Source organism: Endozoicomonas sp. ALC020 (genome assembly GCF_049275935.1).
GTDB lineage: Bacteria > Pseudomonadota > Gammaproteobacteria > Pseudomonadales > Endozoicomonadaceae > Endozoicomonas_A.
Genome location: NZ_CP184830.1, coordinates 6,163,405 through 6,186,917, shown reverse-complemented (window position 1 = coordinate 6,186,917; position 23,513 = coordinate 6,163,405). Strand labels below are relative to the sequence as shown.

The following is a 23,513-nucleotide window of genomic DNA, read 5'->3' as shown; positions in this document are numbered from 1 at the left end:
AAATGAATGCATTTGATTTAATGAATAGGCTATCTGTCATTTATGACGCACGTCAGCAATGGAAAGTAGATCATAAACTTGCTGATATTCTGCTCTTAACCATCTGTGCTGTCATTGCAGGTTGTGAAGGTTGGGAAGAAATTGAAGACTTCGGCAATGAAAGACTGCAATGGTTAAAAAAGTATGGTGAATTTGGATACGGTATTCCTTCACATCATACAATTTCCAGAGTAGTTGCTGCTATTAACCCAAAGCAATTCCAGAAATGCTTTATTGAGTGGATGCAAGCCTGTCACCAGACAACCAATGGTGAGATCATTGCAATTGATGGAAAAACAGCAAGAGGCTCTTACGATAAAGGCAAGGACAAAGGTGCAATTCACATGGTGAGTGCATTTGCGACTGCAAACGAATTGGTTCTTGGTCAAATTAAAATTAATGATAAAAGTAACGAGATTACCGCCATACCTGAATTGCTCGATCTCCTGGAAATCCGTGGCTGCCTCATCACTATAGACGCCATGGGGTGTCAGAGGGATATTGCCAAGAAAATCGTTGATAAAGGCGCTGATTATTTGTTAGCGGTAAAAGGCAACCAGGGTAAGCTTTATGAAGCATTTGAGAAACATTTCTCTGTTGAAAAAGTGAATCAATGGAATGGTGATACTTTCAGAATCGAAGAGAAAAGCCATGGTAGAATGGAAACACGCCTTCACATTGTAAGTGATACCTTTGATGAGTTCGTTAATTTTTCTTTTGATTGGAAAGGAATGAAAACACTCGGGATTATTTTCTCTGCAAGAATGGAAGATAAAGTGTTCAATGCTGATGATATCAGTGTCCGTTATTATATCTCCTCTGCGAAGTTAACAGCAGAAGAATTTTCACATGCTGCAAGAGAGCATTGGGCGATCGAAAATAAACTCCATTGGAAAATGGATGTTGCAATGCGAGAAGATGATTGTCGAATCAGAAGGGGCAATGCCGCTGAAATGCTCACAGGTTTTCGACATATGGCAGTGAATATGTTGAACAATACCAAAACCTTTAAAGCAGGCTTAAAGCGTAAACAGAAAAAGGCAGCCATGAACACACAATACCTGTCTGAAGTCCTTGCTGGGTGTGGGGTTTCATGATTTTTCCCTAAAGGAGTATGGTGATATGGCTAAGAAGATTCTTATTACGGGTGGAGCTGGGTTTATTGGTTCAGCGCTTATTCGGCATATAATTTACAATACAAAAGATCTCGTCTGTAATGTTGACAAGCTTACCTATGCTGGTAACCTTAAATCTCTGAAAACGGTCGACCACAGTGAACGCTACCATTTTGTACAAGCTGATATTTGCAATCCAGAAATCATGGAACACACTTTTGCAGAATTTCAGCCAGATGTGGTTATGCATCTGGCCGCAGAAAGCCATGTAGATCGTTCCATTGATGGACCTGCAGAGTTCATTCAAACTAATATAGTGGGAACTTGCACACTACTGGAGATAGCCAGGCAGTACTGGAATACTCTAGGTTCTAGGAAACAAGCCTCTTTTCGTTTTCACCATATTTCAACCGATGAAGTATATGGGGACCTGGAAGAGACCGATGACTTGTTTACTGAAACTACACCTTATGCACCCAGCTCACCGTACTCGGCAAGTAAAGCAGGCTCCGATCATTTGGTAAGAGCGTGGCATCGTACCTACGGTTTACCGGTAATCATCACCAACTGCTCTAATAACTATGGTCCTTATCACTTTCCGGAAAAACTGATACCGCTGGTGATTTTAAACGCCTTGGAAGGAAAGCCGCTGCCGGTCTACGGTAAGGGTGAACAGCTTCGAGACTGGCTCTATGTAGAAGACCACGCCAAGGCACTTTACAAAGTAGTCACAGAAGGCAGAGTAGGTGAAACTTACAATATTGGCGGCCATAATGAAAAGAAAAATATTGAAGTGGTGCAAGCCATCTGTACCTTATTAGAAGAGCTTGCCCCTGTTAAACCCAAAGGTATTGACCGATATAAAGATCTCATCACTTTTGTTACCGATCGGCCAGGCCATGATATCCGCTATGCTATCGATGCCAGCAAAGTTGCTAAAGAGTTAAATTGGAAGCCAGAAGAAACCTTTGAAACTGGGTTACGTAAAACAATCCAATGGTATTTGACTAACCAGCAATGGTGTAAATGGGTGCAAGATGGTAGTTATCAGCGTGAACGACTTGGCTCCAATAAGGTATAAAAAATGAAAGGAATAATCCTCGCCGGTGGCAGTGGTACCCGGCTGCATCCAATTACCAAAGGGGTTTCCAAGCAACTCCTGCCGGTTTATGACAAACCGATGATTTATTATCCTCTTTCAGTACTTATGCTAGCAGGTATTCAGGATATTCTGCTCATCACCACGCCCGAGGATCAGGTTCATTTTTTTAATGTGTTGGGTGATGGTAGTCAGTTTGGTATTAATTTAAGTTATGCTATTCAGGCTGAACCCAAAGGGCTAGTACAAGCATTCACAATCGGGAAATCATTTATTGGCAATGATAGGGTTGCACTTATATTAGGGGATAACATTTTTTATGGTCAGGGTTTTACACCCAAATTGCAAGAAGTAGTATCTAGGGTTGAAGGCGCAACGATATTTGGGTACAGGGTTAATGATCCAAAAAGATTTGGTGTTGTTGAATTTGATGAAAATTATAATGCGATAACATTAGAAGAAAAACCAGACAACCCAAAGTCCAATTATGCTGTAACCGGTCTTTATTTTTATGATAATCAGGTAATTGAACTTGCAAGTGAAGTAATTCCCTCTGTTAGAGGTGAGCTTGAAATAACCGAGCTGAATAATTTATACCTTGTGCAGAACAAGCTGAAGGTTGAGTTACTTGGTCGTGGTTTTGCCTGGCTCGATACCGGTACACATAATGCTCTCTTAGAGGCTGGTCATTTTGTACAGACAATTGAGCAGCGTCAAGGCGTAAAAATTGCCTGTCTTGAAGAAATCGCATTGAGTAATGGATGGCTTTCTCTAGACAAAATTTTTGAAATAGCGAAAGATTTGGAAAAAACTGAATATGGTCAATATTTACAGTCTCTGATAAATACAGTTAGTATAGACATTAAGTCCAAAAGAATAGCATTGCCAGCGAAAGAGCTTACCTTGTAACAGCCAAAATAAGCTTGGGCACTCCCATCAAGGTTGAAGCAGGTGAGTATCAAGTAGTAGATTAGTGAAAAAGATTACTGATCTGTTTCGATCAGTCAGATAACCACCGAATAGTTGTAAACTTGGTTTCACTATAAGCAGCGGTATACACAACCCTTCGTTTTTATCCTGTCAATCATTGCAGTACATGTTTGCCTTGTTGGCAACAGAAGCTCTGACACAGCGGTGTGGTTATTAGAGCACACTATTACTCTGAAATCATCGGGCACATTCACGGTTTTGTCGTGAATGTCTACTCTTAGGCTAAATGTGTAACTTCAGAATATTTAACTAATGTTACCGGATCATAAACAATGAAAAATCTTGTTATTTTTGGGAATGGCGAACAGGCAGAGTTAGCATGGTTCTATTTTAGTAAAGATACCGAATATAACGTTGTTGCATTTGTTGTAGACAAAGACTTTAAAGAAAGTGACACATTTTGCGATTTACCATTAATAACTACTGACGATTTAACAAGAGACTACCCGCCAGAAAAGAATAGTGTTTTTGTTGCTATAGGTTATAACCAGGTAAACAAGTTGCGAGAAAGTAAGTATCTTCAAATGAAAGAAAAAGGTTATAGCTTGGCTAGCTATGTGAGCAGTAATGCAACAATATGGAGCAAATATATTGGAGAAAATTGCTTTATTTTAGAAGATAATACGATCCAGCCATTTGTTACGATTGGGAATAATGTCACTTTATGGAGTGGTAATCATATTGGTCACCATTCAACAATTGAAGATCACTGTTTTATAACTTCACATGTTGTTATTTCTGGTGGCGTCACCATTGGACATCATTCGTTTATTGGCGTTAATGCCACGTTACGTGATCATATCAAAGTAGGATCTTCAAATGTGATCGGTGCTAGTGCTTCGATTATGCATAATACCGAAAATGATCAGGTTTATGTGGCAGATAAAACTAAAGTCAGGGCAATTCCTAGTTACAAGATGAAAGGCATATAATATGAAATGGATCAAACTAGGATTAATATTTAGTCCAGCAAGTACTGATGAAAAACTTATTAGTCATGCGGCAAACCCACTACCAATTCATTTAGAAAAGGATATATATAGATTTTTTTATAGCGGTAGGGATTGTAAAAATAGATCATCTGTAGGTTTTGTAGATATTGATATATTAACAAAAGAAATTATATACACAAAAAACGAGCCTGTAATTAAACATGGATCACCTGAAAGTTTTTACTCGCACGGTATAAGTATTGGTGATGTATATCAGAGTCAAGGTAAAGATTATATTCTTTTTATGGGATGGAAAATTACAGGTGACGAACATTGGCGTGGTGATATTGGCAGATTAGAGTTAACTAATAAAGAAAATTTAAAATCAACTAGCGATAATCCTTTTATAAGTGTATCTGATACCGATCCAGTTAGCCTTTCGTACCCAGCAGTATATAAAGATAATAATTCATTCAAAATGTGGTATGGATCAACATTGACTTGGGATAGCGGTAATGGCGAAATGCTACATATAATTAATCACGCATCCTCTCATAATGGCGAATCTTGGGATTTAAAAGGTTTGGCAGTACCATTTTGTTTGGGTAATGCACAGGCATTTTCAAGGCCAACAGTTTTTGTTTGTGATAAAAAAATATATCATATGTGGTTTTCTTACAGAGGCAAGCCACCAAATAAATACCGAATAGGCTATGCAAAAAGTTTTGATGGTATAGCTTGGTTACTAGAAAACGAGAGCTCAGGTATTGATGTATCTGAAAAGGGTTGGGATTCCGATATGATTTGTTATCCCTATGTATTTAAACATAAAGATAAGATTTACATGACTTATAATGGGAATGGTCATGGTAAAACTGGTTTTGGTTTGGCTATGTTAGAGTGCTGGTAATGGTGATAAATAGTTACGGAGTAAGAGAACAGTATGATATAAAAAAAGAGTTTGATCTTGAAAAAGAACAGTTTGAACGAAATGGTTACGCTCTAATATCATCAGGGTTTTCAAAAGAAAAAATACTAGAGATTAAAGAAGAGTTTACGTCTATAAGAAAGAAGTATATTCAAAAATACTCCTCAAGCTACTTGGAGAGTAGGAATGAACATAATGGTATACGGCTACCATTATTATTGAGTAATGTATTTCTAGAGTTAGCTGCAAATGAACGAGTGATAAAATTTCTCACCCACTTTTTAGGTGAAGGTTTTATTTTAAATCAGCAAAATGGCGTTGTTAATCCTGCAGGTGAAGAGTACAACCAAGGAAAATGGCACAGGGACTTACCATATCAGCATTTTACTACATCAAGACCAATTGCTATCAATGCCCTTTATTGTGTTGATGAGTTTACACTTAATAATGGGGCGACAAAAGTAATACCTTCATCTCATTTGCATGAGACATTTCCATCAAATGAATATATAGATGAAAATGAAAAACAAATCATAGCAAATGCTGGTGATTATTTAATTTTAAACTGTATGCTTTATCATTCTGGTGGTAAAAACGTAACTATTTATGATCGGTGTGCAGTTAATCACGTTTATGCGGCACCTATATTTGCCAAACAAATACAGCTTGATAAAGAAATGTTTGTATATAAATTTGATATTGAAAAGTTTGAGAAGTTACTTGGGCTCAGATTTAGTGTTAAAAGTGGTGTGTCAGAATATTTGGAGTCTAGAATTCAAGTATGAAAAAGGTTGCGATCAGCCAGTCCAATTACATCCCTTGGAAAGGTTACTTTGATCTGATTAATAGCGTTGATGATTTTGTTTTATATGATGATATGCAGTACACTCGCCGTGACTGGAGAAATAGAAACAAGATATATACTGCTCACGGATTAAAATGGCTAACTGTTCCCGTAAATGTGAAAGGGAAGTATTTTCAAAAAATTAATGAGACAACAGTTTCTGATTTGGGTTGGCGTGAACAACATTGGAGGATAATTAAACAAGAGTACAGTAAGGCTCCTTACTTTAAAGAATACTCAAATTTATTTGAAAACCTTTATTTAAATGGTGATGAAACATTTTTAAGCAAGATTAATTACAATTTTATTATCTTGATTAATAAGATTCTTGATATATCTACAAATATCTATTGGTCGAGTGACTTTGATTTGTGTGATGGAAAATCAGAACGTTTGCTGGGTATTTGTAAGGATTTAAATGCAAAGATATACTTGAGTGGGCCATCTGCAAAAGGCTATCTTGATTCTAAGATATTCGAAAACGAAAACATAAGAGTAGAGTGGATGGATTATTTTGATTACCCAACTTACCAGCAAATCCATGCACCATTTGAATCAGGTGTTAGCATACTGGACTTAATTTTTAATAAAGGTCCCGATGCAAAAGAGTTTATGAAGAGTTTTTGATGACAATGATACCGTTTAATAAGCCAGCCTGTGTTGGGAATGAAGAAGCGTATGTTCTTGATGCTATGAAGAGCACAAAAATCTCAGGTGATGGTCAATATACAAAAAGATGCCACCATTGGTTTGAAAGTACCTTGCCATGTAAAAAAGCATTGCTTACACCTTCTTGTACTCATGCTTTGGAAATGGCAGCCATTCTTATCAATACCCAGCCCGGCGATGAGATCATCATGTCGAGCTTTACCTTTGTCAGCACAGCCAATGCCTTTGTATTAAGGGGTGCAAAAATTGTCTTTGTAGACATTCGCAAAGACACAATGAATATAGATGAGAATCTTATAGAGGCGGCTATAACCGAAAAAACGAAGGCTATTGTTCCAGTACATTATGCAGGTGTGGCATGTGAAATGGATAAAATAATGGAGCTAGCAAAAAAGTATAAGCTGTATGTAATAGAAGATGCTGCCCAAGGAATGTTGGCTGAATATAATGGTTATAATCTAGGCACCATAGGGCATATTGGTACGTTTAGTTTTCATGAAACTAAGAATTTTACCAGTGGTGGTGAAGGTGGTTTACTTATTGTTAATGATGAAAGCTTAATAGATAGGGCGGAAATCATCAGAGAAAAAGGGACGAATAGAAGTAAATTTATAAGTGGGTTAGTTGATAAGTATTCATGGGTAGATGTTGGTAGTAGTTATTTACCATCAGAACTACAAGCTGCATATTTATTCGGTCAAATACAACACTCTGAAGAAATTATTAGCTATAGGTTAGATGCATGGCATAATTACTATGAAAGATTGAAGCCATTTTCAGATGATTATAAATTTGAATTACCTCCGATAACCGTGAATAAAGCCAAACATAATGGCCATATTTTTTGTGTAAAGGTAAAAGAGCAAGCAATACGAGATGATCTTATAGCGTACTTAAAAAGTAGAAATATATCTGCTTGCTTTCACTATATCCCTTTACACAGCTCTGAGTTTGGAGCTAGAGTTAGCGTGTTTCATGGTGTGAATAAGTTTACTTCAACAGAGTCATTGAAACTAATCAGGTTGCCAATTTATCATGGAATTACCGATAATGAAATTTCGGTAGTTTGTCAGTCAATAATAAATTACTTCAATGCAAGAGATTCTTTATAAACTTAAAAATGTATTTTCTTCATCAGGAAGTACTTTAATTGCGCTTGTTATTTCAATAATTCTAAATAAGTTTGCTGCTATAAACTTAAGTGAGGAATCATATGCTCTTTATGGGCAATTCTTATTGTTTTCAACATTTCTAATGGCTTTGTTTACTTCAGGATTGTCGAATAACTTAATTAGTTCCTCTATATCAGACCATAAAACAACTGTTTTTTATACTAGCTTTGGATACCTTTCAGTACTTCTTGTAATCATTTTTTCCTCTAAAGTTGAAAAGTTTTTCAGCATTCAGCTTTCCCTTCCTGTTTATGTTGTATTATTATTTCTTCCAATAGTCTATCAGTTGTTTATTTCAGTTCAAGCTGTCAATGCAAAACAGAATAATAGTCGTGATTATTTTTTATTCTCTATTGCAAATACCGTAGTTGGAATGTTTATAGTATGTCTTGCTATAAGTTATGAAAGCTATTTAGTTCTCATCGTTGCTGTTTTAATCCGACCTGGAGCTTTGTCTTTCTATTTAATTTTTAGTGGTAAGGTAGCTATGGTGAGGAGTGGTGAGCCAGTTAAAGAAGAAAAAGGGAATCCAACACCATTCTATTTATATGGATTTATCTCTCTTATGTCGGGGATAATTACAACTGGTCTTATTAGAGATAGTCTAAATGATAGCTATGGTTTTTCTGAAATGGGGCAATATTTTGCTGCACAAAGAATATTTGAGATCATGTTGAGCTTGTCAGCAGCTTTTTACAGCACATTTTACTTTTCTAATGTAAGTAAAATGACCTTTAGTGATGCAAAGCTTTATATGTATAGAGTAAGTATCACCTCATGCATTCTATTCAGTCTAAGTAGCTTGCTTTTAAATTTATTTTCAAGTGAGTTAGTGACATTATTACTATCTGAAAAACAGTTAGGGGCTATTTCGTATTTTTTTCCACTATCAATAAATTTGGTGTTAAATTCTATAGGCTATTGTAGTGGCTATCTAATATTATCGAGGATTAGTAAGTATAAAGTTTCATTGATCGAAACTTTATTTTTAATAATTTTTTGTTCTTTGTCACTCTTTTTTACTGGAACTCAACTGATATGGTTAATGGTTTTAATATCAGCCTCTAAAGTTATTTTGAATTATATAATTTTACATTTTGTAAGTGATTATGAATAAGAAGTATTTATTTATTTATACGGATTTTCTTATTGGTGGTATTCAGACTCAGTTACTTGAACAATGCAGACAATTGAAGAAGAGAGGCAATGAGATTAGTGTTGTTCTTTTGACAAAGGAGTATGATGTATCGCTTTTGAATGAAATTAAAGCTGTAGCAACTGTTTATTTCATTGATGATCATATCTCATCTGTTTATAGACTTAAGTTTTTTCAGAGATTTAAGATATTTTTATTTTTGAGTTACTATAGTGTCGAGTTTAGAAAAGTTTTGGCAGAAGCTGATGTATGCCACTTTTGCAATCTAATAGGTTGGTTTTTTTATAATCTGTTATATTACAGGAAGCTGTTATGCTGTACGGCCTCATTCGGACTATATCACTCGGCTGAAATAATAGCCTTCGAACGCGATAGTTATTTTAATAAAATATTAATTTCTAAGATCATTGATTATTATCCAGTTCAAAATTTTATGGCGACCGGTGCAGTAACTAGAAATGTTGTTGCGGATCAATATTATTCGTCTCAGAACGATGTGTTTTTATTGAAAATGGGTGTTCCAATTCATAAAAGCTTTCTATCAAAAGGAAAGGGTTTAAAATTTAAAATTATATCAATTGGTCGATTGGTTGATTTTAAAACCTATAATCTCTCTATGTTACAAGTCATGAGGGAATTAATTGATGATGGTATTGATGCAGAGTATTGTATCTATGGAAATGGACCTTTATCAGGTGAGATAAATTCAAAAATAAAAGAATTAGGTTTACGAGATTGTGTGCATTTAAAAGATAACATTGCATACGATAAGTTAGGAGATATTATTGACTCAGCAGATTGTTTTGTTGGTAGTGGTACTACATTAATTTTAGCCGCTGGTCGTTCTTGTCCTTCCATTATAGGTATTGATTCTCTTAAAGAACCATTGAGCTACGGTTATATTTATGAAACGGAAGGCCAATATATCCAAGAGGATGGCCTTAAATATCAAAAATCTAAAATAACTGACATTGTTAAATCTTTATTCAATTGTAGTGACGAAGATTACAATAAAATACGGAAAAAAAACTATATTAGAGCTAATGAGTTTTCTTTAGAAAAAAGCTCAAAAGATTTTGATGATTTTCATGATCATTTAGTCCCAATAACTAAGTTAAGATTTTTATCAATTATACATATATATGGTGTACTTGTTTTTTCTATTTTTGTTTCATTTTTTAAAGATCAGAAAGTAGCTAAGTCTTATGAAAGTTGATATAGCCTTTATATTAGGTAGTTTGCAATCTGGTGGTGCTGAAAGAGTTGCATCGAACTTGTGTAATAGTTGGTCAGAGATTGATGGTGTAAATGTTGAGCTTGTGACTGGAGACTTAGCTGAAAATGACTTTTATAAACTGTCTAACAATATTACAAGAACATCTTTAAAATTTAACTACAGATCAAAAAATAAATTCTCTTTTGTTTTTGAACAGTTTCGTAGGTTTTTCATATTGTATGGTTTTTTAAGGAGTAGAAAGAGTAAAGTCTTAGTTTTGTCTGGTACTGATATATCCATTCGTTTTTTGTTTTCCTTGCTTTTCTTTAAAAACAAAGTGATTGTCTGCGAGCATAATAATTACTATGCATATAAAAATAGATTAAAAAGAGTGATTAGATTGATTGCATTTTTCAGAGCAGATAAGTTGTTTGTATTAACAGATAGAGATAAGAAGGTCTACTCTAAAAAAAATCCTTTTAAAAGAGAATCTACCTCTGTGATGGTAAATCCACTCACAGAGCTGCCTGGGCAAGGTGTAATTTCTAATAAAACAGTGAGTAAACCAGTAAAGTTATTATCAGTAGGAAGGCTAGTTGAACAAAAAGGTTATGATAGGTTAATGTCAATCGTAAGTAATTTAAAAATTGATTTTCAATTGACAATCATAGGGGAGGGTAATCTTAAAGATGAAATTCAAAATTTGATAAATAAATATGAGTTATCAGATAGGGTTCAGTTAGTTGGACTGGTAAGTAATATTGAGGACTATTATAGAGACTCTGATATATTATTACTGACTTCTTACTATGAAGGGCTTCCAATGGTATTAATTGAAGCAAACTCTTTTTCATTGCCTTTGATATCTTTTGACTGTCCTACTGGGCCTAGAGAATTGATAAAAAATGAATTAAATGGTTTTCTTGTAAATGATGGAAATGAGACCGAATTTATCGAAAAGGTTGAGTTGCTTGCTACTGATCAAGTCCTATATTCCCAGTTGGCACATAATGCTTATTCCATGAGTTTGCGCTTTAGTTTAAATAATATTAATAACAAATGGTTTGAGCATATCGTTGAATTAGATAATAGATGATCTATTTTGATGCTATATGCGATTATTAAGTTGGCTGGCGGTATATAGATTTTGTTAGATTATTATTTTCTTGTTTTTTATTTGACTTTAATTGCCTTAATTTCACCTTTTCTTAATAAGAAAGATTTACAGGCTTGTCTTTATCTATTTTTGTTTCTGATTATATTATTTACGGCCTTTAGGCATTTTTCTGGAGCTGATTATGAAGCTTATATAAATATCTATGAGGCATCACGCCTGAATATTTTAAAGTTTGATTTCTTCGATCGTAATGGAATGGAACCGTTATACTCGATAACAAATTCGTTTTTTAGCACACTTGGGATGCCAGGCTTTCTATTTTTAGCTTTACTTGCTGCTATTAGTATCTCTAGCAAAGGGTATATTTTTAATAAACTCTCATTAAATCCTGTGGTTTCCCTATTTGTTTATTTTTCGTTGGTTTATATAAGTTCAGAGTTTATTCAAATACGATGGACTCTTGCATTGTCACTAATTTTTGCAGGATTTTATTTTTATAACGTTAAACGATATTTTGCCTCATTTTTACTTTTGTTCTTGGCCTCTTTCATCCACATATTTTCATTTTTAGTTTTGCTTCTCGTTATAGCTAATAAAGTTATTTTTGAAAGATGTAACACTGGGGCTAGATTTTGGACTTTACTAGGGCTTTCATTAGTATTTTCAATTCTTATCGATTTAGTTTATGTTGTAAATTGGTTCCAAGCCTTTGTTGGTGAAAGTTATCTGAAATATAAAATACTTGGTTATACCAATAATTTCAAAGAAGCTGCGTCTAATCTATTTGTCTTTAAATATATATTATTTGGATTAGCTGTTCTCTACTTTAAAATCAAATATAATGATTTAAATAGCAATGCTTTGATCTCTCTGTTTTTTACATTTTTATGTGTGTTTTTTATATTGCTAGATATACCTATGCTTGCTAGTAGATTATCACTTGTTATTGATTTTCTATTCAGCATTATTGTAATCAATAATGTAGCTAAATTTAAGTTTTATAATTCATTGATTGTTAATGTTACTATTGTATTCATCAGTTCTGCTTATTGGTGTTATAATATATTTGTCTCATTTCTAGCGGGTAATATTTTTCCCTACAAGACATGGTTGTATTAGTATTTATATGAATGTTGTTGGTATAGTAGCTCGATTTCCTCCACCTTTGGGTGGAGTTAGTGTCTATGCAGATCGCCGTTTAAATCAATCTATTGATAATGAAGTTACAAAAAAAATAGATCTTGGTAGTTTCAGTTCTATCCTAAACTTGATTTTTGGTAACTTCTCTATTTACGAAGTTCATAGCTTAAACATAAAGTTGGTTTTATTTCTTACTCTATTTGGGAAATCTAAGAGATGCATTTTTTATGATCACAATGCATCTAGACATTTTTCAGGTATGAAAAAGAAACTTTTGCTTTATTTTTTAAAGGGTTCATTCGGAATTAAGGTTGTGAATGAAAAGCTTATTTCATTTTATAGCCCTATTAAAGAAGCAGTAAATGTAGAGGTCTTTATTCCTTTCATTCCACCTCGAATTGCAGATGAGGAAAAAATTATAGAAACTTATGATAAGGATGTTAGATCATTTGTTGATAATGGTTCGTTCTGGATTAACTCTGCATGGCGATATATACCGTGCTCTAATGGTTTAGATTTATATGGTATATCAACTAGCTTAGAGTTGTTGAGTGTCTATAGGAGTGAAAGGCTCTTACTTGCGATACCTGAGTATGAATCTGAAAAACTTCCTTCAAATGTCTTGAACATGATCAAATCCTTTCAAAAACAGGGTCGACTATGCCTTCTTGTTGGTCAAAAACAGTTATGGCCTTTATTTAGACATGCGAAGTTATTTTTCAGACTTACATCGACGGATGGTGATAGCGTCAGTGTGAGAGAAGCTCTATTTCTAGGATGTAGTGTTATAGCTTCAGATGTGGTTGTTCGACCTGATGGAGTTGAAACGTATCAATATAACTCTTTCGATGATTTAGTTCGCTGTATTAATTTAGCCAAATAATATTTCAGTTAGTATTTGATTTATGTTGCAAATCCTCCAAAACATGTCCACCGGTGAAACCACACTAGTTGAAACACCATCACCCAAATCTAAAAGCGGCCAGCTATTAATACAAAGTAAAACATCGCTAATTTCTGCTGGCACGGAACGTATGCTAGTTGAATTCGGTCAGGCCAACCTGTTAGAAAAAGCACGACAGCAGCCAGATAAAGTAAAAATGGTGATTGAAAAAGTGCGTACCGATGGTTTGGCTACCACACTGGACGCTGTCAAGTCAAAGCTGGATCAGCCATTGCCATTGGGCTATTGCCATACTGGTGTTGTGCTTGAAACGGGCAATGGTGTTAGAGGGTTTTCTATTGGTGACCGAGTGGTCAGTAATGGCCCCCATGCAGATATTGTGCGGGTACCACAAAACCTGTGTGCAAAGATTCCAGATAATGTAGACGATGAATCGGCAGCCTTTACCGTCCTTGCAGCGATTGGCTTACAAGGCGTTCGACTGGCCCAACCAACGCTGGGTGAATGCGTGGTGGTAACTGGCCTTGGTCTAATTGGTTTGGTGACGGTACAGCTGCTTCGTGCCCAAGGTTGTCGGGTATTGGGTGTTGATTTTGATGAAGATAAATTGGCGCTGGCTCGGTTGTTTGGTGCTGAAACGGTTAATCTTGCTCAAGGTGAAGACCCAGTTGCGGCAGGTATGGCGTTTTCCCGGGGTAAAGGCGTGGATGCCGTATTGGTTACAGCCAGTACCAAATCTAATGATCCAGTGACTCAAGCTGCACGCATGAGTCGTAAGCGTGGCCGCATTATTTTGGTAGGGGTTACCGGCCTTAATCTGAGTCGGGCGGACTTTTATGAAAAAGAGCTCATTTTTCAGGTTTCCTGCTCTTACGGCCCTGGTCGTTACGATAGCAACTATGAAGAAAAGGGGCAGGACTATCCAATGGGCTTTGTCCGATGGACGGAGCAGCGTAACTTTGAAGCCATTCTGGATATGATGGCGGATGAGCGGCTGGATATGAAACCATTGATCTCCCATCGGTTTGCATTTAATGATGCCCTTAAAGCCTACCAAACCTTAACGGATGAACCGAAGACATTGGGTATTCTTTTGCAGTATCCCAAGCAATCGGTTGATGCATTGCGGGTTGATCGAGTAGCACTGTCTAATAAAACACCTGCTTATCTCACCACTGATCCTGTATGTGGGTTTATTGGAGCTGGCAATTATGCATCACGTATTCTTATCCCTGCGTTTGATAAAGCCAGGGCAAAATTTCACACTATTGTCACTAGCGGTGGTGTAAGTGGTGTTCATCATGGCAAGAAGGCCGGTTTTACTGAGGCTTCCACCTCTGTTGATGACATGCTGGCTAATCCTGCTATTAATACCGTCACCATTGTCACTCAGCATAACAGCCATGCTGCTTTTGTTACTGAGGCTTTGCAAGCAGGCAAAAATGTGTTTGTAGAAAAGCCACTGGCTCTCAATCATGATGAGATCGACGGTATAGTTGAAGCGCTGGGCGTAGCGGAAATTCAGCCGCGTTTGATGGTTGGTTATAATCGACGCTTCTCCCCACAGATTCAGAAAATGAAAACTCTGTTGGATGCTATAAAAGAACCCAAATCTTTTATAATGACCATGAATGCGGGAGCTATTCCGGCTGATCACTGGACTCAGGATCCAGCTGTCGGTGGTGGTCGTATATTAGGTGAAGCCTGTCACTATATTGATCTAATGCGGTACCTCGCGGGCAGTCCTATAACCAGTTATCAAGCCACCCAGGTTGGTAACGTGCCTTCGGTGGCGATTCGGGAAGACAAAGCAGCTATTATGTTGAATTTTGCTGATGGCTCTTTTGGCGTGATTCACTACCTCGCTAATGGTGGCAGCAGTTTCCCTAAAGAGCGTATTGAGGTGTTTGCCGCCGGCGCAACCCTTCAGATTGATAATTTTCGCAAGATGACCGGTTTTGAATGGCCGAGCTTTAAAAAGATGAATCTTAGTAAACAGGATAAAGGTCAAAAAGCTTGTGTTGAGGCATTTCTGAGAGCCATTCGTGAAGGCAAACCTTCGCCAATTCCAATGGAAGAAATTATTGAGGTGGCACGTGTAGCTGTTGATGTGGCTGATTACCTGCGTGAGGGCTGAGACACTTCGGAATTATCAGACATTCGCACTAATTGTCTTATTTCAGCAACGTTTAATTGAAAAGTGCGTTAAATTTTTTTCTGAGTCGAAATTATCTGAAATGAGTTTCAATAAATTAGCAGGTTGAAACTGTAAGGTATCCTTTTTCTTTGTAGAGCTCTTTCTACAGGTTCGCTATATGATTTAGAAAATATTAGAGATTAAAACTATGAAAATAACATTAATTTCACATGCATGTATTGTAATTCATACTGAAGACATAAAAATATTAACTGATCCATGGCTTTTTGGTACAGCCTTTAATGATTCTTGGTCATTAAAACCTCAAGCATCGAAAGAATCGTTAGACTATGAAAATATAGACTATTTATGGATTTCACATGAACATCCTGACCACTTTCACATCCCAACACTTAAAACTTTACCAGAATCTTTTAAAAATAAAGTTACAGTTCTTTATCATAAGAATAACTCAAATAAAATGATAAAAGCATTGAAGGGCTTTGGGTTTAATAGTTTTGAAATATTGCCTCACCGTGAAATTGTTAAGCTTTCAGATCAAACAAAAGTCTATTGCTATCAAGTAGGAGGTATGGACTCTGCACTTGGTGTTATGGCTGACGAGGAAGTGATTTTTAATATCAATGATTCTGAACTAAACCAAAGAGATTGCAACATTGTGAAAGGTGATATTGGTTCACCTGATGTGGTGCTTAACCAATTCTCAATTGCTGGCTATTCTGGACAGGCAGACAGGGGTAACCACCTTCCACTAATGGCGAAAAATACTCTGATAAACTGCTCTAATAATCATATTGATCTAGGGGCTTCTGTCACTATACCTTTCGCCAGCTTGGTGTACTTCTGTAAAGATGATAATGCCTATATGAACAATTATCACAATTCACCATTAGATTTTTGCGAACACATGATGAGCAAGTCGTTAGACTACACCCTCTTATATCCTGGTGATACATATACGCTTGGCATGGCATTTAACAATGTAGCTAGTAAAAAAAAATACGAAGCACTTGAAAGTAACTTTGACAATACTTTTGAAACGTCAGCATTAAAATCTATTGAGGCTGTTAGAGAGGCTTTTAATGAAAGGTTTAAGCAGATAAAGTACGACTTTTCTAGTTTGTTTAGGTTTATTCTTAAACCTGTCACTGTAGAAATTAATGATATATCAAAGAAAGTAGAGTTTAGCTTCAAGGATGGTACTTTTAGTGAGCTAAATACGACAGATGAATGTGATCTTGTAATTAATAGTCAGCCACTTTGGTTTGCATTTAAATTTCCTTTTGGAATTCAGACCTTAGGGGTGTCTGCAAGATATACTTTAAATAAGAACGAAAAAAATTGGAAATATTATAGAGTGCTTTGTTCGCTCAATAACGCCGAAATATATCTATCATGGAAGTTTTTTAATAAATCAAATTTACAATGGCTGGCTGCTAGGTTTAGCGGAATAATGAATCAGTTAATTTATCAACTAAAGAGAATGTAGAAGTTGACTAATATAACAAGTTCAACTCTCAGGTCTAAAAGAGCTGCGACTGTGTTTGAGATGTTAGCTATTTCACCAATATCTAGACCGCATATTTCATTTCTGGTAGTTCATTCTACCCACCGGATCAATGGCTGGTTAAAAATACATTGATTTTGCCTTTATCGGCAGCCCCATTTGGCAAGTATGTAGGCGCTGCTGGAACCGGTGAAAGCTTCAAAAATTTTAATTATGACCATGAGTACCGGTGCCATTCCCGTTGGTCACTGGACACAGGATCCGACAGTCGGTGGTGGTCGTATTATTGGTGAAACCTGTCACTATATCGACCTGATGCGCTTTCTGGTGGGTAGCCCGATTACCGGCTTCAACGCCGACATGATGTGGGATGCGCCAGGCGTTGAAGTACGAGAAGACAAGGCCAGTATTACTCTGAGTTTTGCGGTTCGTACTTTTGGCACCATTCTTTACTTGGCCAAAGGTGGCAAGAGCTTCCCTAAAGAGCGGATTGAGGTTTTTTGTAACGATGCAGTGTTGCAGCTGGATAACTTTCGTCGACTGAATAGCTTCGGCTGGCCCGGTTTCAAGGGTCTAAAGCTGATGCAGCAGGATAAGGGGCAGAAGGCTTGCGCCAAGGCGTTTGTTGATGCCATTCGGCAGGGTGCACCATCGCCGATTCCATTCGAAGAAGTGATAGAAGTGGCTCGTGTGTCCATTGAAGTTGCTCAATCTTTACGCGGGTAATTTTTTTATTAACCATGAAGGACACGAAGTTTTATTCTTTTAAGCCTTCGTGCTCTTCGTGACCTTAGTGGTTCCAAAAACAAAACCAATGAGTTTCGCTCTTGTTGAAAACCAGTACTTTTTGCCGCTATTTCCATACGCTAAGGCATCTTAAGCCTGTTCAGTTTTATGGCCGACTCGGGCATCGATTGCATAAAATCCGTCTGGATACCCGACCGGCACCTCTAGGGCGACCGTTGGCTTCAAATGGTCAATGGCACCTGCCTGCACAGATCAAAGCCTCCATTCTAAATCTTGAAACTTTCCACTTTTTAAATGAAACCCATACCCTGTCTTCTGCCAGTGACTGGAATAACCCGAAATGGGAAAAGCTATGGCTATACAACCTCCATTACTTTGATGACCTGAATGCTGAAGATGCAGAATTACGGTTGCCCTGGCATGCAGAGCTGATTGAACGATGGATTAAGGAAAACCCGGCACCTAGGGGGAATGGCTGGGAACCTTATCCATTATCGCTGCGGATAGTTAACTGGGTGAAATTCTTTCTGCGAATTTCAGCGAATCAGCCACCGAAAAAACACTGGCTTGATAGTCTGGCATTGCAGGCTCGGGTTTTGATGCAAAAACTAGAGCACCATCTACTGGGTAATCATTTGTTTGCAAATGCCAAGGCTCTGGTATTTGTTGGCCTCTATTTTCAGGGGGCTGAGGCAGAAAAATGGTTGCAGACTGGTTTGGCAATTTTGCAGCGGGAAGTTCCTGAACAGGTTTTAGACGATGGTGGTAACTTTGAACTGTCCCCGATGTATCACAGCATTATGCTGATGGATATGCTGGACCTGATCAACATCAGCCAGTGTTACTCAGCAACAACAGTGCAACCTTTTATTAACGGTTGGCAGCAATATGCTGAAAATATGGTTACCTGGCTGCAAGCCATGTGTCATCCGGATGGTGATATTGCTTTTTTTAATGATGCGGTCGTGGGGATTGCTGCCTCACTGAAAACTATGTCTAGTTATGCCAGATCATTAGGTATTGCTACTAAAAGTTATTCAATACAGTCTTCTGCTAAACCGCAGTTATTAAAGCTTAAACATCTAAAGGCTTCTGGCTACGTGCGTCTTGAAAATAAACGGGCAGTGGCTTTTCTGGATCTGGCAAAAGTGGGGCCTGACTATATTCCAGGCCATGCCCATGCCGATACGCTGTCGTTTGAGTTATCCCTGTTTGGTCATCGTGTGTTCGTTAATTCTGGCACTTCCTGCTACGGCTTGGGTGATGAACGCATGAGGCAACGTGGCACTGCTGCTCACAATACCGTGGTGATTGATGACCAGAATTCCTCCGAAGTATGGAGTGGCTTCCGGGTAGCTCGCAGGGCTTACCCTGGGCAGCCTTTCTTTTCACTAGAACCGGAATCACATCGAGTGAGCTGTAGCCACAATGGTTACCGCTGGCTAAAGGGTAAGCCTTTGCATTCCAGAGAGTGGGCCTTGACGGCTCGAACCTTTTCGATAAAAGATCGTATTACTGGCAAGTTTCAAAAGGCGGAAGCCCGTTTCCATTTGCATCCGGATATTCGCTGTGCTGAACGCGAAGAGTGTTTAGTGCTCACCCTACCTGGAGGGCATGAAGTGCTGGTAAATAATCAGAGCAGCAAACGCAGGATAGAACAAACTAGTTGGCATCCAGAGTTTGGCCTTTCCATACCAAATCTTTGCCTGATTTTTGAGTTTGTAAATAGCGAATGTGTAGTAAAACTTGATTATTAGCATTCAGCAGCGCGGAATAATTGAGTGTTCTGTTTGGCTATAACTATGTTTGCAAACAGCGGTGAACCACAGACCAATTCCATGAAAAGCTTTCTTTGTTTCATATATTTTCGGATTCAACAACTTTTTCTATTCTAGGTTTTAAGTGAAGGTTTTAATTTTTTCGTTTTATTACCAACCGGATTTGTGCGCTGGTTCTTTTCGTTGTACTGCCCTGGTCGAGCAACTGAGTCCGTTAGTTACTGAGATTGAAGTCATAACAACCATGCCTAATCGTTATGCTTCGTTTGGTGTCGATGCGCCACCAGCTGAGCGTAATGGAAATGTAACAGTCCGACGCATCCCCCTACCTGCCCACAAAAGTGGGATGTTTGATCAGATGAAGGCTTTTATTACATACTGCCGGGCTGCTTTAGGTTTAGTCAGTGGAAAGCAATACGATATTGTCTTTTCAACATCTTCAAGACTCTTTACAGCATTTTTGGGAGCGATTGTTGCCAGCAGATCTAAAACACCACTTTATCTGGATATTCGTGACATCTTCGTAGACACACTCAATAATGTGCTTTCTCCGAAAATCTCGTGGCTTGCCGGTCCGGTATCGTCAATTGTCGAGCACTTCACCTTTAGCCGTGCAGAACGTATCAATCTCGTCTCGAAAGGTTTTTCTGCATACTTTAAGAAGCGGTACACAACCATTGAATATCGTTGGTTCACAAATGGTATCGATGATGAGTTCTTGCGTGTAGTTCCGGATACAATACAGCGTCAGGGTTCCAATACTGAAATTACCATACTTTATGCGGGCAATATTGGTGAAGGTCAGGGCCTTCATACTATTGTACCTTTTTTGGCAAAAAAATTAGATACTAACGTTAAGTTCCGGATTATTGGTGATGGTGGTAGAAAACAACAGTTGATTGATGAATTGGAAAATTGCAATGTGAAAAATGTCACGCTTCTCCCCCCTGTTAACCGGGAGCTGCTTATTGCTGAGTATATGAATGCAGATGTGTTATTCCTTCACTTGAATGATTATCCGGCATTCAAGAAAGTTCTACCCTCTAAGATATTTGAGTACGCTGCCTCAGGGAAACCTATATTAGCAGGTGTCTCTGGATATTCTGCTGATTTCCTTACAATGGAAGTGAATAATTGTGCAGTATTTTATCCGTCTGATACACAACAGGCTGTCGAAGCTTTCGCAGGGCTTAAGTTAACTACAACACCAAGAACAACATTTACAGAAAAATATGCGCGACGGGCGATTATGAAGGCGATGGCATTAGATATTGTTGAATTTGGCAGCAGCAATGTGGGGGAGGTTCCAATTGCCTACTCACCTTGCGATGAGAGAAGACGAGTGTCATATCCGAAGAAATGACGGTGCAGAAATTTTGGCAGGCTTTAGACATATTACTGTCAATCTGCTGAACAATACGAAAACCTTCAAAGCAGGCCTGAAGAGAAAACAAAAGAAAGCTGCTTTGAGTAAACGATAACTCACTGAACAGTTTGCTGGGCAAGAGCTTTCATGATTTTTTCGTGGTTAGAGCGGTTGAGATAGGGAAAAATCATGAAACCCCACACCCAGCAAGGACTTCAGACAGGTATTGTGTGTTCATGGCTGCCTTTTTCTGTTTACGCTTTAAGCCTGCTTTAAAGGTTTTGGTATTGTTCAACATATTCACTGCCATATGTCGAAAACCTGTGAGCATTTCAGCGGCATTGCCCCTTCTGATTCGACAATCATCTTCTCGCATTGCAACATCCATTTTCCAATGGAGTTTATTTTCGATCGCCCAATGCTCTCTTGCAGCATGTGAAAATTCTTCTGCTGTTAACTTCGCAGAGGAGATATAATAACGGACACTGATATCATCAGCATTGAACACTTTATCTTCCATTCTTGCAGAGAAAATAATCCCGAGTGTTTTCATTCCTTTCCAATCAAAAGAAAAATTAACGAACTCATCAAAGGTATCACTTACAATGTGAAGGCGTGTTTCCATTCTACCATGGCTTTTCTCTTCGATTCTGAAAGTATCACCATTCCATTGATTCACTTTTTCAACAGAGAAATGTTTCTCAAATGCTTCATAAAGCTTACCCTGGTTGCCTTTTACCGCTAACAAATAATCAGCGCCTTTATCAACGATTTTCTTGGCAATATCCCTCTGACACCCCATGGCGTCTATAGTGATGAGGCAGCCACGGATTTCCAGGAGATCGAGCAATTCAGGTATGGCGGTAATCTCGTTACTTTTATCATTAATTTTAATTTGACCAAGAACCAATTCGTTTGCAGTCGCAAATGCACTCACCATGTGAATTGCACCTTTGTCCTTGCCTTTATCGTAAGAGCCTCTTGCTGTTTTTCCATCAATTGCAATGATCTCACCATTGGTTGTCTGGTGACAGGCTTGCATCCACTCAATAAAGCATTTCTGGAATTGCTTTGGGTTAATAGCAGCAACTACTCTGGAAATTGTATGATGTGAAGGAATACCGTATCCAAATTCACCATACTTTTTTAACCATTGCAGTCTTTCATTGCCGAAGTCTTCAATTTCTTCCCAACCTTCACAACCTGCAATGACAGCACAGATGGTTAAGAGCAGAATATCAGCAAGTTTATGATCTACTTTCCATTGCTGACGTGCGTCATAAATGACAGATAGCCTATTCATTAAATCAAATGCATTCATTTCCAGAACATCCAAATCTTTTTTGTATAAGACAATGGATGTGTATTTTACTCTATAGGTAGAAATCCTTATAGCCATTGAGCCCAGTGGCTTCGGGGGCTTTCATGATTTTTCCCTAGCGGTTGAGATGAGTAGATGATCTTTGAATATATTCGCAACAAAGAAGCAGAAGAGAAACGGCAGGAGCAAATGAAGCTTTCTAGCGTTAAGCTAACCACCCCCCTTCTGAGGGGCCTTCACAATCCCGCCTGCATTACAGGTGATTCTGTTTAAGTTTTATGAGTTTAGAAATGAAAAAGTTTAATTTTTAATGAATTTTATTTCTATTCGTTATTTGAGAGCTCCAATTTGACGATTTTAATAACGGGTGCCAGTGGTTTTGTTGGTCAGTCTCTGCAAGCTCAGCTGGCGGAAAAATCATTCAGTTACAAAGCAGCTTTTCGTAAACTACCATCTGTCTCTGATGAAGATGCCATTGCTGTTGGTTCAATCGATGCTACTACTGATTGGTCTGTAGCATTGCAAGGAATAGATGTTGTTGTTCATCTTGCTGCTCGTGCACATATCATGAAGGACGAAGTCACTGAATCAATAGCAGAATATCGCCGGGTCAACACCGATGGAGCATTGAATTTAGCAAGACAGTCTGCATCTGCTGGAGTAAAGCGCTTCATATTCATAAGTTCAATAAAAGTCAATGGTGAAACAACTTCTGGTGCTTCAGCATTTACGGAACAGCATAGCCCTCTAACTCAAGATGCATATGGTATTTCAAAAAAGGAAGCTGAAGATGGGTTACGTAAAATAGCTTTGGAAACTGCTATGGAGGTTGTAATTATTCGTCCTCCTCTTGTTTATGGGGCAAACGTAAAAGCTAACTTTCTAAATTTAATGAAGCTTGCTGATACAAAAATTCCACTTCCTTTTAGCATGATTAAAAATATGCGCAGTATGGTGTATGTTGAAAATCTTGTAGACTTTATAATCACCTGTATTGAGCACCCAATGGCGGCAAATCAAACTTACCTTATCTCTGATGGAAAAGATGTCTCATTGTCAGAGTTAATAAAAATGATGCGATATTCACTTAGAAAGCCAATAAGACTGTTTCCAATTCCAGGGTTTACTTTTCGTTTTGCAGGTGCTCTAACTAGGAAAAGCTCAATTGTTGATCGATTGATAGGTGATTTACAAGTAGATTCTTCAAAGGCAGAGAAAACGTTGTCGTGGAAGCCACCTTATACAGTTCAACAAGGTATAGATGCGACAGTGGCTAATTATATTAAAGGTAAAAAGTCTGGAGGTAATGGTTAAG

20 protein-coding genes are annotated in these 23,513 nt (G+C 37.7%); 19 read left to right on the top strand and 1 reads right to left on the bottom strand.

All coding sequences use genetic code 11. From position 1 onward, the window contains the following. The first annotated feature begins 2 nt into the window (after positions 1 to 2). From ACOJUO_RS22930 to ACOJUO_RS22845, 18 genes are all read left to right on the top strand, one after another. Positions 3 to 1,136 (top strand): ISAs1 family transposase, encoded by a 1,134-nt coding sequence (locus ACOJUO_RS22930; protein WP_422138217.1) that lies wholly within the window; start codon positions 3 to 5, stop codon positions 1,134 to 1,136. Positions 1,137 to 1,161: 25 nt separating this feature from the next. Beyond that, a complete protein-coding gene (rfbB, locus tag ACOJUO_RS22925; RefSeq protein WP_422134204.1) occupies positions 1,162 to 2,235 on the top strand; it encodes a dTDP-glucose 4,6-dehydratase in 1,074 nt (357 codons plus the stop codon). A gap of 3 nt (positions 2,236 to 2,238) precedes the next feature. Then, entirely contained in the window at positions 2,239 to 3,162 is a 924-nt protein-coding gene (gene rfbA, locus ACOJUO_RS22920; RefSeq protein ID WP_422134203.1) for a glucose-1-phosphate thymidylyltransferase RfbA, read from the top strand. Between the two features lie 353 nt (positions 3,163 to 3,515). Then, positions 3,516 to 4,175 (top strand): acetyltransferase, encoded by a 660-nt coding sequence (locus tag ACOJUO_RS22915; protein ID WP_422134202.1) that lies wholly within the window; start codon positions 3,516 to 3,518, stop codon positions 4,173 to 4,175. Position 4,176: 1 nt separating this feature from the next. After that, positions 4,177 to 5,085: a hypothetical protein gene (locus ACOJUO_RS22910; protein ID WP_422134201.1), complete on the top strand. Its 909-nt coding sequence runs from the start codon at positions 4,177 to 4,179 to the stop codon at positions 5,083 to 5,085. After that, positions 5,085 to 5,888 (top strand): phytanoyl-CoA dioxygenase family protein, encoded by an 804-nt coding sequence (locus tag ACOJUO_RS22905; RefSeq protein WP_422134200.1) that lies wholly within the window; start codon positions 5,085 to 5,087, stop codon positions 5,886 to 5,888. Before ACOJUO_RS22910 ends, ACOJUO_RS22905 begins: the two co-directional genes overlap by 1 nt. Then, on the top strand, positions 5,885 to 6,574 hold the full coding sequence (locus ACOJUO_RS22900) for a WbqC family protein (protein WP_422134199.1): 690 nt from the start codon (positions 5,885 to 5,887) through the stop codon (positions 6,572 to 6,574). Before ACOJUO_RS22905 ends, ACOJUO_RS22900 begins: the two co-directional genes overlap by 4 nt. Further along, positions 6,574 to 7,728: a dTDP-4-amino-4,6-dideoxygalactose transaminase gene (gene rffA / locus ACOJUO_RS22895; RefSeq protein WP_422134198.1), complete on the top strand. Its 1,155-nt coding sequence runs from the start codon at positions 6,574 to 6,576 to the stop codon at positions 7,726 to 7,728. Before ACOJUO_RS22900 ends, rffA begins: the two co-directional genes overlap by 1 nt. Beyond that, a complete protein-coding gene (locus ACOJUO_RS22890) occupies positions 7,709 to 8,905 on the top strand; it encodes a hypothetical protein (RefSeq protein ID WP_422138287.1) in 1,197 nt (398 codons plus the stop codon). Before rffA ends, ACOJUO_RS22890 begins: the two co-directional genes overlap by 20 nt. Then, positions 8,898 to 10,160 carry a hypothetical protein gene (locus tag ACOJUO_RS22885; protein ID WP_422138286.1) on the top strand — a complete coding sequence of 421 codons (1,263 nt, stop codon included), beginning with the start codon at positions 8,898 to 8,900 and terminating at the stop codon, positions 10,158 to 10,160. Before ACOJUO_RS22890 ends, ACOJUO_RS22885 begins: the two co-directional genes overlap by 8 nt. Beyond that, positions 10,150 to 11,256: a glycosyltransferase family 4 protein gene (locus tag ACOJUO_RS22880; RefSeq protein ID WP_422138285.1), complete on the top strand. Its 1,107-nt coding sequence runs from the start codon at positions 10,150 to 10,152 to the stop codon at positions 11,254 to 11,256. The genes ACOJUO_RS22885 and ACOJUO_RS22880 overlap by 11 nt, the downstream gene beginning before the upstream one ends. A gap of 51 nt (positions 11,257 to 11,307) precedes the next feature. Next, a complete protein-coding gene (locus tag ACOJUO_RS22875; RefSeq protein WP_422134194.1) occupies positions 11,308 to 12,396 on the top strand; it encodes an EpsG family protein in 1,089 nt (362 codons plus the stop codon). 7 nt (positions 12,397 to 12,403) lie between these two features. Continuing rightward, positions 12,404 to 13,300, top strand: coding sequence for a hypothetical protein (locus tag ACOJUO_RS22870; RefSeq protein ID WP_422134193.1), 897 nt, complete (start codon positions 12,404 to 12,406; stop codon positions 13,298 to 13,300). 22 nt (positions 13,301 to 13,322) lie between these two features. Further along, the gene (locus tag ACOJUO_RS22865; RefSeq protein ID WP_422138284.1) at positions 13,323 to 15,458 is read left to right on the top strand and encodes a bi-domain-containing oxidoreductase; all 2,136 of its coding nucleotides are present in this window, start codon (positions 13,323 to 13,325) and stop codon (positions 15,456 to 15,458) included. A 208-nt stretch (positions 15,459 to 15,666) separates the two neighbouring features. Then, on the top strand, positions 15,667 to 16,968 hold the full coding sequence (locus ACOJUO_RS22860; RefSeq protein ID WP_422138283.1) for an MBL fold metallo-hydrolase: 1,302 nt from the start codon (positions 15,667 to 15,669) through the stop codon (positions 16,966 to 16,968). A 231-nt stretch (positions 16,969 to 17,199) separates the two neighbouring features. Then, positions 17,200 to 17,712 carry a Gfo/Idh/MocA family oxidoreductase gene (locus ACOJUO_RS22855; RefSeq protein WP_422138282.1) on the top strand — a complete coding sequence of 171 codons (513 nt, stop codon included), beginning with the start codon at positions 17,200 to 17,202 and terminating at the stop codon, positions 17,710 to 17,712. A gap of 101 nt (positions 17,713 to 17,813) precedes the next feature. Continuing rightward, positions 17,814 to 19,490: a heparinase II/III family protein gene (locus ACOJUO_RS22850; protein ID WP_422138281.1), complete on the top strand. Its 1,677-nt coding sequence runs from the start codon at positions 17,814 to 17,816 to the stop codon at positions 19,488 to 19,490. 145 nt (positions 19,491 to 19,635) lie between these two features. Continuing rightward, positions 19,636 to 20,874: a glycosyltransferase family 4 protein gene (locus tag ACOJUO_RS22845; RefSeq protein ID WP_422138280.1), complete on the top strand. Its 1,239-nt coding sequence runs from the start codon at positions 19,636 to 19,638 to the stop codon at positions 20,872 to 20,874. A 190-nt stretch (positions 20,875 to 21,064) separates the two neighbouring features. On the opposite strand, the gene ACOJUO_RS22840 is transcribed toward ACOJUO_RS22845, so the two are convergent. Beyond that, positions 21,065 to 22,198, bottom strand: a complete 1,134-nt coding sequence (locus ACOJUO_RS22840) for an ISAs1 family transposase (RefSeq protein ID WP_422138217.1) — start codon at positions 22,196 to 22,198, stop codon at positions 21,065 to 21,067. Between the two features lie 348 nt (positions 22,199 to 22,546). Between ACOJUO_RS22840 and ACOJUO_RS22835 the strand changes: the two genes are divergently transcribed. After that, complete coding sequence (locus tag ACOJUO_RS22835) at positions 22,547 to 23,512, top strand: UDP-glucose 4-epimerase family protein (RefSeq protein ID WP_422138279.1); 966 nt, start codon at positions 22,547 to 22,549, stop codon at positions 23,510 to 23,512. Position 23,513 lies beyond the last annotated feature (1 nt).

Coding starts and splice junctions, on each gene's coding strand:
- ACOJUO_RS22930 (WP_422138217.1), top strand. CDS start 3: ATGAATGCATTTGATTTAATGAATAGGCTATCTGTCATTTATGACGCA.
- rfbB (WP_422134204.1), top strand. CDS start 1,162: ATGGCTAAGAAGATTCTTATTACGGGTGGAGCTGGGTTTATTGGTTCA.
- rfbA (WP_422134203.1), top strand. CDS start 2,239: ATGAAAGGAATAATCCTCGCCGGTGGCAGTGGTACCCGGCTGCATCCA.
- ACOJUO_RS22915 (WP_422134202.1), top strand. CDS start 3,516: ATGAAAAATCTTGTTATTTTTGGGAATGGCGAACAGGCAGAGTTAGCA.
- ACOJUO_RS22910 (WP_422134201.1), top strand. CDS start 4,177: ATGAAATGGATCAAACTAGGATTAATATTTAGTCCAGCAAGTACTGAT.
- ACOJUO_RS22905 (WP_422134200.1), top strand. CDS start 5,085: ATGGTGATAAATAGTTACGGAGTAAGAGAACAGTATGATATAAAAAAA.
- ACOJUO_RS22900 (WP_422134199.1), top strand. CDS start 5,885: ATGAAAAAGGTTGCGATCAGCCAGTCCAATTACATCCCTTGGAAAGGT.
- rffA (WP_422134198.1), top strand. CDS start 6,574: ATGACAATGATACCGTTTAATAAGCCAGCCTGTGTTGGGAATGAAGAA.
- ACOJUO_RS22890 (WP_422138287.1), top strand. CDS start 7,709: ATGCAAGAGATTCTTTATAAACTTAAAAATGTATTTTCTTCATCAGGA.
- ACOJUO_RS22885 (WP_422138286.1), top strand. CDS start 8,898: ATGAATAAGAAGTATTTATTTATTTATACGGATTTTCTTATTGGTGGT.
- ACOJUO_RS22880 (WP_422138285.1), top strand. CDS start 10,150: ATGAAAGTTGATATAGCCTTTATATTAGGTAGTTTGCAATCTGGTGGT.
- ACOJUO_RS22870 (WP_422134193.1), top strand. CDS start 12,404: ATGAATGTTGTTGGTATAGTAGCTCGATTTCCTCCACCTTTGGGTGGA.
- ACOJUO_RS22865 (WP_422138284.1), top strand. CDS start 13,323: ATGTTGCAAATCCTCCAAAACATGTCCACCGGTGAAACCACACTAGTT.
- ACOJUO_RS22860 (WP_422138283.1), top strand. CDS start 15,667: ATGAAAATAACATTAATTTCACATGCATGTATTGTAATTCATACTGAA.
- ACOJUO_RS22855 (WP_422138282.1), top strand. CDS start 17,200: ATGACCATGAGTACCGGTGCCATTCCCGTTGGTCACTGGACACAGGAT.
- ACOJUO_RS22840 (WP_422138217.1), bottom strand. CDS start 22,198: ATGAATGCATTTGATTTAATGAATAGGCTATCTGTCATTTATGACGCA.